This window comes from Labrenzia sp. OB1, from assembly GCF_001624695.1.
Classification (GTDB): Bacteria; Pseudomonadota; Alphaproteobacteria; order Rhizobiales; family Stappiaceae; genus Roseibium.
This window is the reverse complement of record NZ_JSEP01000017.1, coordinates 45,301-57,858: the sequence shown is the minus strand read 5'-3', so window position 1 is coordinate 57,858 and position 12,558 is coordinate 45,301. Positions and strand designations below refer to the sequence as shown.

Sequence of the window (12,558 nt, the reverse complement as noted above, 5' to 3'; positions counted from 1 at the left end):
GGACCTTCAATGGCCGGCACACTAGTCCTGATGCGGTGAGCGCGGGTGCGAGCTGTTTCGGGCGACTATGCGTGGCGTGATCACCAGGTGCTCTGCATTGGTGCGCCCATTAATACGCTCGACCACCAGACGCGCCGCCTGCAATCCGAGTAATTCGCCGGATTGGTCAACGCTGGTAAGGGCGTTCTGGGCAAAATCGCAGAAAATGGTGTTGTCATATCCAACGATCGCGATGTCGTCCGGAATGCCCAGACCCAGCTCGGTGGCAACACTTATGGCTTCAAATGCCATCAGATCCGTCCAGCAGAACAGCGCTTCGGGACGGTTCTTGCTTTCAAGCAACCGCCGGACGGCAACCTGAACATCGCGCGCCACCTGAGGGGCGCGTACGATGTGAATGAAATCTGCGCATTGCTGATCGGTCATCTCGGCGCAATAGCCTAGTTCGCGATGGTGAACGACCGTCGAAGCCGGTTCCGACACGCTGAGCATCGCAATGTTGCGAAAGCCGTTTTTCATCAAATGCTGAACCACCAGCCGTGCGCCAAGCTTGTCGTCGTTGTTGACCGTGTCGAAAGCGTCGCCGCTCGAGTCGTGCTGGCCGATCGCCACGAGCGGGGTCCGTTCGGCTGTTTCAATCAGCATTTCGAGTTCTTCATTGGGGCCGATCAGGATGAGGCCGTCCATCTGACGGTCGATCATCGCTTCTATCAGGGCTGTCGCGGTGGGGCTGACGCCCTGCATGGCCTGGTACTGGGTGCGCTCCAGCGCCGAGTTGATGCCCGCGTAGATGTCGGCGAAGAACGGGTTCCGTAAATCGGGGAAAATCAATCCCAAAGTGTAGGTGCGGCCGCGCATGCCGCGAGCGGAGGCCAGGGGTCTGTAGCCGAGCTTTTTCATGGAGGCGCGCACTTTGAGGCTCAGGTTTTCGCTGACGCCATAGGCATCGCGCAGCACCTTGGAAACCGCAGCAACCGAAACACCGGCGTCTTTCGCAACGTCGCGGATTGTTACCCGCGCGGTCTTCTTTTTCGCAGGTGCGGTTCGCTTCAATTTTGTCTCCAGAATCCGGTCTCTTTGTGCCGGGCAAATCCCCGGATCAGCTTTATCGCACTCCGCTCGTCAAAACACTATTGCAAATCGGGAAGCTCTGTAGAACGATACACGTAGAACAGTCTACACGCCTGAGGGCGGGAAATCCGGCGAACCGGCCGGGGACCATAAGGGGGGAACGCGTGCGCAACTCAGCGGTTTTTGAGGACCTGTCGGTCGCAACACCCAAATGGCAGGCGGACATGATCCGTCCTCTGGCCGACAAAGGTGTCGGAACATCTGCTTCCTTCGTTCGCACCCGGTTCATTGTCGACGGGCGAACCGGTCACGAAAGCCTGCGTATCAGCGCATTGGGGCTCTATCGATGTTTCATCAATGGCAACCGTGTCGGTAACGATCAGCTCACGCCGGGCTGGACTGCCTACGACAAGCGGTTGAGTTACCAGACCTACACGGTGTCGGACCTTCTCGTGGAGGGGGAGAACAGCATCGAGATCTGGCTCGGCGATGGCTGGCTGCGGTCGCATCTGATGTGGGGCAAGTTTCCGATCCACAATACCTGGGGCAGTGAAATCGCGGCAATCGCGGAACTGTTCGCAAATCCCGAAGATGCAACGCCGATCCTGCGTACGGACGAGACCTGGAAAAGCGGTCTTCTGCCAATTTTGAAGTCGGGTATCTATTACGGCGAAATCTACGATGCACGCATCGAGCCCGGCGAAAGCGCGGGGACCCGAAAGATCGATTTCGACAATGGCCGGCTGGTGGCTCATGAAACCACACCGGTCCGCGAGCTCGCCGTCCTGCCCGCGCTGAAGAGCTGGGACGACGATGAAGGCCGCGCGATCCATGATTTCGGACAGAACTGCGCAGGCTATGTGGCCCTTTCTGTCAAGGGCAAGGCAGGCGCGCGCGTAATCGTCGAACATGCGGAGATACTCGACAAGGACGGCGCATTCTACAACGTGAACTTCCGGACAGCGGAAGCACGCTTGGAATACATACTGTCCGGATCCGGTGAGGAGACATACCGGCCCTTTTTCACTTTCCAGGGGTTCCGCTTCGCAAGGGTGACCGTCGAGGGAGATGCGGAAGTCACGGAAATCGTCTCGGTGCCCATAAGCTCCGTCACGGAAGTGACGTCTGAATTCACCACGGGCAACGAACTGGTCAACAGGCTGTTCTTGAACACGCTCTGGTCGCAACGCTCCAACTTCGTCGATGTGCCGACAGACTGTCCCCAGCGTGACGAACGTCTGGGCTGGACCGGCGATGCTCAGGTTTTTGCCGGCACGGCGATGTATCTGGCCGATGCGCAGGGGTTCTTCCAGAAATGGATGCGCGATTTGATGGCCGACCAGCGCGAAGGAGGAGAAGTGCCACACGTCGTGCCGGATCCGACACGATTGAAGCCGGAACACTATCCGGGCTTTTACGGCAGCACCGGCTGGGGGGATGCGGTGGTCATCGTTCCATGGCAACTCTATTTGCACTACGGCGATACGGCCATGTTGAAAGAAGCGCTGCCGGCCATGGTCAAGTGGCTCGATTTCGTATGGTCGATCAGTGACGGGCCGGTTGTGTCTCCGCAACGGGAGTGGGGCGCGCGCGGGTTCTCGTTCGGCGACTGGCTGCAGCCGACCGGACCGAGTGCGAAGCCGTTCCCGACAATCGGCGATGACGCCGCCGCCACTATTTATCTCTACATTTCGTCCGATCTCGTCTCCCGCATCGCACGGATTGTCGGTGAACACGACATCGCAAGCCGGTTTGAAAAAATGGCTGAAGACGTCAAGGCGGCCTTTCAGCATGAATTCATCACTCCGTCCGGCCGCCTGGCCTACGACGACCAGACGTCCTATGCGCTTTCGTTTCTTCACGACCTGATTCCGGAAGACCGGCAGGAAGCCGCCAAGGGGTATTTCAAGAAGGCGATCTCGCGGGCGGACGGGCGCATTCAGACCGGCTTTATCGGAACGCCGGCCTTGCTGCCGGCACTGGTGAAAATCGGCGAGAAAGCGCTGGCCGGAGACATGTTCCTGCAGGAGGGCGTTCCCGGCTGGCTCTATCAGGTCAAGATGGGAGCCACGACCATCTGGGAGCGTTGGGACGCGATCCAGGAAGATGGTTCGATCTACAATCCACGCATGAATTCCTACAATCACTATGCGTATGGGGCCGTCTGCCAGTGGCTCATCGAGGGTGTCGCGGGGTTCCGGCCGGACGAAGAAACACCGGGCTTTGAGAAAATAATTTTTGAACCGACAATCATACCGGACCTTGCTCCGGTGAAGGCGCACCATGACAGTCCGCGCGGCACGATCCGCGCAAGCTGGGACATGGATGGCACCAGCGTTCGGTACGAAGCAGACGTCCCGGAGGGTTGCGAAGGCGTCCTGCGCCTGTTTGCGGACTACAGCGATGCGCGTCTGGATGGCCAGCCTGTCGGCAATAACGTTGATGTAGCGCTCAGTGCCGGCAGACATGTTGTGACATTTGAGTATTCCGAGCCCGAACGAGAGGATCGCCACCGGCCCGGCGTGAACGTGCGCACACCATAGGAGGAGACGCGCACGAAACTACAAATTGCAGTTTCAAGGGAGGAAACCATGACTGCCAAATTCACCAGGACGGCGCGTGTTGCTGTCGGAATAATGGCGTTTACCGCGCTATCGGGTTCCGCACTGGCGGAAGACGTTTTTATGACCATGCTCGTTTCGAACAACCCTTCCAACGTCGCGACTGCTGAAGCTGCCGTCGCGGCCTACATGAAGGCAAATCCGAATGTCACGATTGAAATAGAGACCCGCCCCGGTGGCGGTGAGGGCGACAATATCGTCAAGACCCGTCTCGCGACCGGCGTCATGAACGACGTATTTCAATACAACGGCGGCTCGCTGTTCCAGGCGATCAACCCGCAGCAGAACCTGTTGCCGCTGACAGACGAACCGTTCATGGCCGACATTCAGGAGAGCTTCAAATCCGTCGTGACAGCCGGCGGCGAAGTCTTTGGCATTCCAAACGGCCCGGCGATGGGCGGCGGTATTCTGTACAACATCCCGATTTACGAGGAACTCGGCCTTGAAGTGCCCAAAAGCTGGGATGAGTTCATGGCCAACAACGAGAAGATCAAGGCTGCCGGCAAGGATGCGGTGATCCAGACATATGGCGATACCTGGACAAGCCAGCTTTTCGTGCTTGGCGACTACTTCAACGTCTCGGCCGCCGAACCTGATTTCGCTGAACGCTACACAGCCGGCGAAGCCAAGTTCGCCGATAGCCCGGCGGCGGCCAAAGGTTTCGAACGGCTTCAGGAAGTGTTTGAAGGCGACTACATGAATGAGGATTTCGGCGCCGCAAAGTTTCCTGAAGGTGTCCGCAAGATTGCGCAAGGCGAGGGCGCTCACTATCCGATGCTTACGTTCGCCATCGGTGCCATCAAGGACACCTACCCCGAACATGTCGATGATGTCGGGTTCTTCGCCCAGCCGGGCGACAGCACGGATTCCAACGGCCTGACTGTCTGGATGCCGGACGCAACATATATTCCGAAAAGCACATCCAATCCCGAAGAAGCCAAAAAATTCGTTGCTTTCCTTGCAAGTGTGGAAGCCTGCAAGATCCGCAATGAAGCTGTTGGTGCGACCGGGCCATATCTGGTCAAGGGGTGCTTCCCGCCGTCCGATGTTCCTCCCGTTGTCTCCGACATGCTGCCCTACTTCGAGGAAGAGGGGCGGAACGGTCCTGCTCTGGAATTCCTGTCTCCCGTAAAGGGCCCTGCGCTTGAGCAGATTACCGTCGAAGTCGGGTCGGGTATCCGCAACGCCGCCGATGCCGCCGCTCTTTACGACCAGGATGTCCGCAAGCAGGCAATGCAGCTCGGCCTTCCTGGCTGGAAGTAAACGGTTTGGCGGGTGCGGCTTCGGGCGGCTGTTGCCGCCCGGGGCCGGTCCGCCCGCAGGAGATTGTTGATGGCCAATCCCACGAGCCGGGCTTATGCGCGCCGATCGACTTACCCCGGCTGGTTTTTTCTGCCGGCGGCGATCATTTACGGCGTGCTGTTTCTGGTTCCCACATTCGCTTCCCTTTATTTCAGTCTGACGCGCTGGTCGCTCTTCAGTTCCGAGTTCATCGGTCTCACGAACTTCTACCAGTTCTTCGAGGAACCTTTTCTGGTACAGGGGCTGGTGAACACCGTCATCTTCGCGATGATCACTTCGGGGCTCAAGGTCGTGCTCGGCCTGCTGCTGGCTGTGCTGCTGACCAGCCGGATCGCATTGCGCGGATATCTGAGATCGGTCGTCTTCTTTCCCGTTCTGGTCTCGACCGTCGGGGTCGGCATCACCTTCACCGTTCTCATGCACCCGACCCAGGGTGCCATCAACGTGGCGCTTGAACTCGTCGGTATCGACGGTCCGCACTGGTTGACCAATCCAAGTCTCGCACTGTACTCGGTCGCGCTCGTCGATGTCTGGAAAGGGGTTGGCCTGGCCACAGTGATCTACATCGCCGGGCTTGTTGCGATACCCAAGGATTACTACGAAGCCGCGCGCATCGATGGGTCGACGCCGACGCAGAGTTTCTTCTACATCACCCTGCCGCTCAGCCGCCCGGCGACCGTGACCGTCATTACACTGAGTTTCATCGGCGGCCTCAAGACTTTCGATCTCATCTGGGCGATGACCCGGGGCGGCCCCGGCTTTTCCTCCGACACGATCGCTTCGATCATCTACAAGCAGTATCAGGCCGGATTCTACGGTCTTTCCACCGCCGGCAATGTGGTGCTTTTCGTGCTGATTGCTCTGCTGGTCGTGCCGCTTACCATGTATCTGAACCGCCGGGAGGGACACGAATGAGCCTCATCCGCCGCCATTGGCTCAGTGTGGTTGCCATCCTCGTATCGTTCGTGGTGTTCGTGATACCGTTCATCTTCATCGTGCTCACCGCAATGAAAGACAAAAGACAGTCGGCGCTGCTGGATTTCTCCTGGCCCGAGAAGTTTCAGCTTTGGGAGAATATCGTCGACGTCATCACGACACGAAACTGGCAATTGCTGACGGCGTTCATCAACTCGACCATCCTCACGGTCGCCAGCGTGACCCTGCTGGTGGTATTTGCCGCAATGGTCGGCTTTGTGCTGCAACGCCGCAGGACCCGCTGGAACGGATTGATCAACTTTCTCATCCTGGCCGGTCTGATGATTCCGCCCGCCATCGTGCCGACTATCTGGCTGCTTCAGGCGATGGGTCTTTTCGCCAAATTGCATGGCCTGATCCTGATCGAAGTCGCCTATCATCTGCCGTTTTCGATCCTGCTCTACAGGGCATTCATCGCCACGATCCCGAAGGATCTTGATGAGGCGGCGATTATCGACGGCGCCAGGCCGCTGGACGTGTTTTTCCGGATTATCATGCCGCTTCTGTGGCCGGTGACGGTCACCAATATCGTTGTGCAGTCGGTTACGATCTTCAACGATTTCACCAATCCGCTCTATTACCTTCCGGGCCGTGGCAACGAGACGGTTCAACTGACGCTCTACAATTTCCAGAGCCAGTTCAACACCTCCTACCATCTGCTCTTCACCAACATCCTGCTGATTACAATTCCGCCGCTGATCGTCTTCCTGTTCTTCAACCGGCAGATCGTGGCAGGGGTGACGGCCGGCGCGGTCAAGGGCTAGGGTGTGACCTCTGGAATCCGGACCTGAAACTGACAATCAACGCACGAAAGGAAAGCGGACCACATGGCCGGACTGGAACTCAAGGCGATACAAAAAAGCTATGGCGCCGTGGAAGTCATAAAGGGCGTGAACCTGGAAATCAGCCACGGTGAATTCGTGGTTTTCGTCGGCCCCTCGGGCTGCGGCAAGTCAACCTTGCTGCGCATGATAGCGGGCCTTGAGGACATCAGTGCCGGTGAATTGTGGATCGCCGGCAAGAAGTGCAACCATGTGGAGCCGCGCGACCGCGGTATCGCCATGGTGTTTCAGTCCTATGCGCTCTATCCGCATATGACCGTTTACGAGAATTTCGGATTCGGCCTCAAGCTGGCCAAAACCCCGAAAGACGTGCGTGACAGGAAGATCCGGGATGCCGCCCGCATCCTGCAGATGGAGCATCTTCTGGACCGAAAGCCCAGTCAGCTTTCGGGTGGCCAGCGTCAGCGCGTTGCCATCGGCCGGGCGATCGTCAGGCAGCCCGAGGTCTTTCTGTTCGATGAGCCGCTCAGCAATCTGGATGCGGCCCTGAGGGTCGACATGCGCATGGAGCTCGCCAACCTGCATCGGGATCTCGGATCCACCATGATCTATGTGACCCACGATCAGGTTGAGGCGATGACACTGGCGGACAAGATCGTGGTTCTTAACGGCGGTGTCGTGCAGCAGGTGGGCTCCCCGATAGAGCTTTACCAACGGCCGGAGAACCTGTTCGTCGCCGGCTTCATCGGCTCTCCGAAAATGAATTTCACCGAGGTGACCATAGACAGTATCAACGGAGGGCAGGTCACGGTCTCGGGAGCGGACATTCAGCCGACCGAACTGTCGGCGGACACGACTGGCCTAGGCGAGGGCGATACCGTCACATTGGGCACACGGCCCCATGATCTTCTGGCCGATGCGTCAGGTAACATCAGCGGCCATGTCAGTCTGGTCGAGCGGCTTGGTAACGAGACCAATGTGAGCCTGAAACTCCGCTCGGGAGCGACCTGGCTCGTCGTGCTGGACGGCGACCGGGAGCTGCGCCACGGTCAGGAGCTGCAATTGGGGATAGAAGACCAAAAAGCGATGATCTTCGACGCAGCGGGTCAGGCGCGCCACATGGCTTGAGGCTCCGTATCTAGTTTAGCAATCCGGAATAACGCGGCAGCCAGAGCGACAGATCCGGCCAGTATGTGACGACCATGAGAAGTCCGATGAGAACGCCGACAAACAGCCAGATTTCCCGGATCATCTCAGCGATGGGAATGCCGTTGAGAGCCTTGATGATGAAAAGCAACACGCCGTAGGGCGGGGTGATGAGGCCGATCATCATGTTGAAGACCACAACGATACCGAAGTGGTGCAGGTCGATCCCCAGGGCGGCAGCCGTGGGGATGAATAGCGGCGTGATGACAAGCATGATCGTGGAGACATCCAGAAAACATCCAAGCACCAGATAGAGAATGTTGATCGTCAATAGGAATGTCGCGGCATTCATTTCGAAATCATTCAAGAAAAGAAAGACGTTCTGAGGAACCCGTTCGATAGTGACCACGTAATTGAAGATGAAGGCGCCACACAGAACGATGGTCACGACAACAGTGGTTTTCACGGTAGAGACAACGACGTTCCAGAAACTCTTCGGTCCAAGTGCGCGATAGGCGAAGACCGAGAGCAACAAGGCATAAAACGCGGACACCGCGGCAGCTTCGGTCGGGGTGAAAGCGCCGCTGTAAATGCCCCCCAGCAGGATGACCGGCATCAACAGTGCGGGCACCGCCCCCAGAATGATGGCCGGGAAGGCTCGCAGCGGAATGACCGCTTCAACCGGGAAACCCCGCAACTTGGCGGAGACGCCAACCACGATGGCGAGAACCGCGACGATCAGGAGAGCGGGAACGACGCCGCCGAGAAACAATGCGCCGACGGATGTCGAGGAAATAAGCGCATAGAAGACCATCGGGATGGAAGGCGGGAAGATCGGTCCGACAACGGATGAAGTTGCTGTTATCGCCCCCGCGAAACCACGCGGATAGCGGTTGTCCTTGATCATCATGTTGGTCAGGACTTTGCCAACGCCGGCAACGTCGGACACCGCGCTGCCGCTCATCCCGGAGAAAATCAGGCTGGTCAGGATGTTCACCTGCGCCAGCCCGCCGGGCAAACGTCCGACCAAGGCCAGGGCGAACTTGAGCAACCGGTCCGAAATCTGGCCCGCATTCATGATGTTCGCCGCGAAGATGAACAGCGGCACGGCCAAGGCCACGAAATTTCCGAAGACACCGTTGAGCACCTGCTCGGCGGCAAGTCCGACATCGCGCCCGGCCATCATGAGATAGAAGATGCTGGACACAATCATGGCGATGCCCATGGGCAGGCCAGCGACGGTCGTAACGATCAGGATGACCAGCATGACGGGCAGGGCGGCGGCAACGAGCATTGTTTATTCCTAGATCTGGTCACGCCAATCGGGCCGCAAAAGGCCGTAGATGCGGTAGATTCCCTGAATGGCAAAGGCCACGAGAAACAAAAGATAACAGGAGAAGATCCAGACCTTCGGAATGCGCAGGACGTTCGATTTCTTGCGCGTCAGGAATTCCAGATACTCGAACGTGTAGGGTACCAGAATAGCGAAGGCGGCCACCAGCAGGATCATCGTGCCCAGGGCCAGGAAACGCTTCACCTTCGCCGGTGCGAAATCGTAGACCACATCGAATGTCACATGTTCGCGTATGGGCACCATGAAGGCGCCCGCCCAGAACACGGTCCAGATGAAGGCGATCATCACGGCTTCCTCCGTCCAGGCCAAAGGCTGGTTCAGAACATAGCGGAAGAACACCTGGACGAGGAAACCGGTGAAGGCGCCGAGAAACAGCAGGACACCGACCGCGTCGACGCCCCGCTTCAGCCATACCAGCCCGGACTGGAGCTTATGCGTCATTTCCGGAGACACGGATGAACTTACATCGCCAGCTTGTTGATGCGTTCAACCCAGCCTTGGGGCCAGTCCTTCGCCCGGTCCGATTCCAGATAGAATGACTGAACATGCTCGCGGAAGGCTGCGACATCCGGTTTGGTGACCTTGAGGCCCTTGGATTCGAAGAATTTGACCAGCTCGGCCTCTTTCGCGTAGCGGCGTTCATTGTTCCAATCGCATGCAGCGACGGCCGCCTCCGTCATGTGGGCTTTTTGCGCATCGTCGAGCTTGTCCCAGGTCTGGTTGTTGACGGTGATGTTCACGCCATCGACCAGATGGTCCGTCAGCACGATCTGCTCGGTGACTTCATAGAATTTGGCGGCATCCACGGTTGGCAGCGGATTGTCCTGGCCGTCGACTGTTCCTGTCTGAAGGCCGAGATAAACTTCCCCAAAAGGCAGCGGTGTCGGGTTGGCACCCAGCGCCTTGCCGAGGAACAGCCAGGCGTCGGACCCGGGCATGCGCAGTTTCACGCCTTCCAAATCAGCCGGTGTCTGCACGTCGCGGTACTTGCGCAGGTTGACCTCGCGGGTGCCGAGATAGCAGGTGTCGAGCAGCTGCAAACCCATTTCGTCGGAAACGGTCTGTTTGAACTCGGTGCCGAGATCGGAATTCATCACTTTCCGGTAGTGATCCGCATTCTGGAAAAGATAGCCGGCCGTGAACAGTCCGAACTGCGGAATGGAATCGGCAATCAGCTGAAACGACACATAAGTCATCTCCGCGTTGCCGCGCTGCAGGGCATCGAGGTCGCTGTTCTGACCGAAAAGCGAACCTGAATCGTAGAGCTGGATATCGAACGTCCCGGGCTCCAGTTCGTTGAGCTTGTCCGCGAACACGGTCATTGCCTGGGTGTGCAGATCGGTAGGCACGGATACGGACGTGAATTTCAGTTCGATAGGATCCTGAGCCTGAACCGCACTGACTGCCATGATGGCAACGGATACCGCGGAAAGTGCGGCCACCGCACTGTGCTTGAGAATATTCATATTTCCTCCCTTTCCAAAATATCAGGCTGCCTGTGACTGACGCAATTTCTCACCACCGGGTCTGGACGTGACAGCTCTTTTTGACAAACCGACTTTGCAACATCGTCGTACTGATGTAAATACTGATATGATAACTGATCGTACAACTGATTGTATCAGTCAGTTAACTTATTGATTTTGTGGAGCTAAAAATTGAAATATTCTGATTTGAGCGGAATCGTTTCTGCTTTGCCCACACCCGTTTCCGAGACGTTTGAAATCGACACGATGCGTCTCGCCCGGCATTGTGAGCAGGTGTTGAAGAACGGCTGCAGTTTTGTTTCAACCTTCGGTACAACCGGTGAGGGCGCATCCCTTTCAAGCAGTCAGAAGATTGCCGCCCTCAGGGCCCTGAAGGCTGAGGGGCTGGACATGACGCGGCACATTCCCGCAGTCATGACGCCGACAGCCGATGAGGCCGGTCGCCTGATCGCCGAAGCCAGGGCGCTCAACTGCCGCGCAGTCCTGGTGCTGCCACCGTTCTATTACGATACGGCTTTTGACGAAGGCATTGTCGCATTCATCGAAGACGCCCTGCGGCGGGCGGGCCGGGCCGACATCGATATCCTGCTCTACAATATCCCGCGCTTCAGCCGCACGGCCTATACGCCTGAGCTCATCGACATGTGTATCGACAGGTTTGGCAGTGCGATTGCCGGCTTGAAGGATTCGACGGGCGTGCTGGAAAACGGCAAAATGCTGGCGCAGCGCTTTCCCGGCCTGTCGATTTTTACCGGCGATGACCGCGTTCTGCCGGGCCTGCTGGAATCAGGCGGCGCCGGGCTGATCGGCGGCATGCCCAATGTATTTGCAAGGGAGTTGCGTGAAACCCTGGAGGCTCCCACGGCCGCCGGGACGGCTCAATTGCGCGACGACGCCAACCGGCGGATTGCAACGGTGGCCGATAATGGCGACATGCTTGCAATCAAGGCTATCCTCGCCGCAATCTATGACGATCCTCAATGGGCCAGGGCGATTCCACCCCTGACTGGTTTGAATGATATTCAGAAAACCAGATTGTTCCGAGAGTTGGCTGTGACCGGCTTCGCACCGAAACGAGCCGCTTAACCGGCACAGCCTTGAAATGGCAAACGTGGAGCCTTGAAATGCCGCCAACCCGACAGCGACGCACTGATCTCCGTCAGGACCGAAGCGTGACGTCGGTCAGGCACACGGCATATGACAAGTTTCAACAGGCGTTGCTGCAGGGCAAATTGCGGCCAGGCCAGATTCTGTCCCAGAAGGATCTGGTCGCCTTGTTGGGGTTGTCCATCGGAGCTCTGCGGGAACTGCTGCCGCGTCTTCAGGCGGAAGGCCTTTTGAATGTGATGCCACAACGCGGCATCCAGATTACGGTCGTCGATCTGCCGATGATACGCGATGCCTTTCAGTTGCGTGTCGCCCTGGAAAGGGAGGCGGTCATCACGGCGACGCAAACGCTGTCGAAAGCTATTTTGCTGGAGCAGCGCGACTTGCACGTGGATATTCGCGAAAGGGTCGCGCGCGGCCTGAGTGAAGACCTGTTGGCTGAGGGCCAGATCATTGACACCAAGTTCCACGACCTGCTGATCGGGGCTACCGAGAACGAACTTCTCATTCAGGCCTATCACGTGAATTTCATCCGTATCCGCCTGATCAAACTCGATCGTATTCTGTTGACTGAAACAACATTCCCGTCAGCCTTCAACGATCATCTGGCCATCATCGACGCCATGCTGGAACGCGACCCGCAAAAAGCCGCCGCAGCGATGGAGCATCACATCAGAAACGCCCGTGACCGGGCGGTAAAACTTTGAGCGTTC

Annotated in this window: 11 protein-coding genes; 7 read left to right on the top strand and 4 right to left on the bottom strand. The window is 57.7% G+C overall.

The window, feature by feature from the left end:
* Positions 1–21: 21 nt before the first annotated feature.
* Positions 22–1,053: a LacI family DNA-binding transcriptional regulator gene (locus tag OA90_RS20110; RefSeq protein ID WP_068416440.1), complete on the bottom strand. Its 1,032-nt coding sequence runs from the start codon at positions 1,051–1,053 to the stop codon at positions 22–24.
* 242 nt (positions 1,054–1,295) lie between these two features.
* Here OA90_RS20110 and OA90_RS20105 point away from each other — a divergent pair, with 242 nt between their 5' ends.
* The 5 genes from OA90_RS20105 to ugpC all read left to right on the top strand — a co-directional run bounded on the left by OA90_RS20105 (position 1,296) and on the right by ugpC (position 7,879).
* A complete protein-coding gene (locus tag OA90_RS20105; RefSeq protein ID WP_082837175.1) occupies positions 1,296–3,614 on the top strand; it encodes an alpha-L-rhamnosidase in 2,319 nt (772 codons plus the stop codon).
* Positions 3,615–3,662: 48 nt separating this feature from the next.
* Positions 3,663–4,955, top strand: coding sequence for an extracellular solute-binding protein (locus tag OA90_RS20100; RefSeq protein ID WP_068416434.1), 1,293 nt, complete (start codon positions 3,663–3,665; stop codon positions 4,953–4,955).
* A gap of 69 nt (positions 4,956–5,024) precedes the next feature.
* Positions 5,025–5,909, top strand: coding sequence for a sugar ABC transporter permease (locus OA90_RS20095; protein WP_068416431.1), 885 nt, complete (start codon positions 5,025–5,027; stop codon positions 5,907–5,909).
* Positions 5,906–6,733, top strand: coding sequence for a carbohydrate ABC transporter permease (locus OA90_RS20090; RefSeq protein ID WP_068416428.1), 828 nt, complete (start codon positions 5,906–5,908; stop codon positions 6,731–6,733). The genes OA90_RS20095 and OA90_RS20090 overlap by 4 nt, the downstream gene beginning before the upstream one ends.
* Before the next feature lie 63 nt (positions 6,734–6,796).
* Positions 6,797–7,879 carry a sn-glycerol-3-phosphate ABC transporter ATP-binding protein UgpC gene (ugpC, locus tag OA90_RS20085; RefSeq protein WP_068416425.1) on the top strand — a complete coding sequence of 361 codons (1,083 nt, stop codon included), beginning with the start codon at positions 6,797–6,799 and terminating at the stop codon, positions 7,877–7,879.
* Positions 7,880–7,889: 10 nt separating this feature from the next.
* Here ugpC and OA90_RS20080 read toward each other — a convergent pair whose 3' ends face one another.
* Genes OA90_RS20080 through OA90_RS20070 form a run of 3 tightly spaced genes read right to left on the bottom strand, consistent with a single transcriptional unit; the run spans position 7,890 to position 10,717 of the window.
* Positions 7,890–9,191 carry a TRAP transporter large permease gene (locus OA90_RS20080; RefSeq protein WP_082837166.1) on the bottom strand — a complete coding sequence of 434 codons (1,302 nt, stop codon included), beginning with the start codon at positions 9,189–9,191 and terminating at the stop codon, positions 7,890–7,892.
* Between the two features lie 9 nt (positions 9,192–9,200).
* Entirely contained in the window at positions 9,201–9,692 is a 492-nt protein-coding gene (locus tag OA90_RS20075) for a TRAP transporter small permease subunit (RefSeq protein ID WP_068416422.1), read from the bottom strand.
* Positions 9,693–9,712: 20 nt separating this feature from the next.
* A complete protein-coding gene (locus OA90_RS20070) occupies positions 9,713–10,717 on the bottom strand; it encodes a sialic acid TRAP transporter substrate-binding protein SiaP (protein ID WP_068416419.1) in 1,005 nt (334 codons plus the stop codon).
* Between the two features lie 192 nt (positions 10,718–10,909).
* Between OA90_RS20070 and OA90_RS20065 the strand changes: the two genes are divergently transcribed.
* The gene (locus tag OA90_RS20065) at positions 10,910–11,824 is read left to right on the top strand and encodes a dihydrodipicolinate synthase family protein (protein ID WP_068416416.1); all 915 of its coding nucleotides are present in this window, start codon (positions 10,910–10,912) and stop codon (positions 11,822–11,824) included.
* Between the two features lie 86 nt (positions 11,825–11,910).
* Complete coding sequence (locus tag OA90_RS20060; protein ID WP_244274678.1) at positions 11,911–12,552, top strand: GntR family transcriptional regulator; 642 nt, start codon at positions 11,911–11,913, stop codon at positions 12,550–12,552.
* Positions 12,553–12,558 lie beyond the last annotated feature (6 nt).

Excerpts from the sequence above, each read along its gene's own strand:
- OA90_RS20105 (WP_082837175.1), top strand. The coding sequence starts at position 1,296 with ATGATCCGTCCTCTGGCCGACAAAGGTGTCGGAACATCTGCTTCCTTC.
- OA90_RS20090 (WP_068416428.1), top strand. The coding sequence starts at position 5,906 with ATGAGCCTCATCCGCCGCCATTGGCTCAGTGTGGTTGCCATCCTCGTA.
- OA90_RS20100 (WP_068416434.1), top strand. The coding sequence starts at position 3,663 with ATGACTGCCAAATTCACCAGGACGGCGCGTGTTGCTGTCGGAATAATG.
- OA90_RS20075 (WP_068416422.1), bottom strand. The coding sequence starts at position 9,692 with ATGACGCATAAGCTCCAGTCCGGGCTGGTATGGCTGAAGCGGGGCGTC.
- OA90_RS20080 (WP_082837166.1), bottom strand. The coding sequence starts at position 9,191 with ATGCTCGTTGCCGCCGCCCTGCCCGTCATGCTGGTCATCCTGATCGTT.
- OA90_RS20070 (WP_068416419.1), bottom strand. The coding sequence starts at position 10,717 with ATGAATATTCTCAAGCACAGTGCGGTGGCCGCACTTTCCGCGGTATCC.
- ugpC (WP_068416425.1), top strand. The coding sequence starts at position 6,797 with ATGGCCGGACTGGAACTCAAGGCGATACAAAAAAGCTATGGCGCCGTG.
- OA90_RS20095 (WP_068416431.1), top strand. The coding sequence starts at position 5,025 with ATGGCCAATCCCACGAGCCGGGCTTATGCGCGCCGATCGACTTACCCC.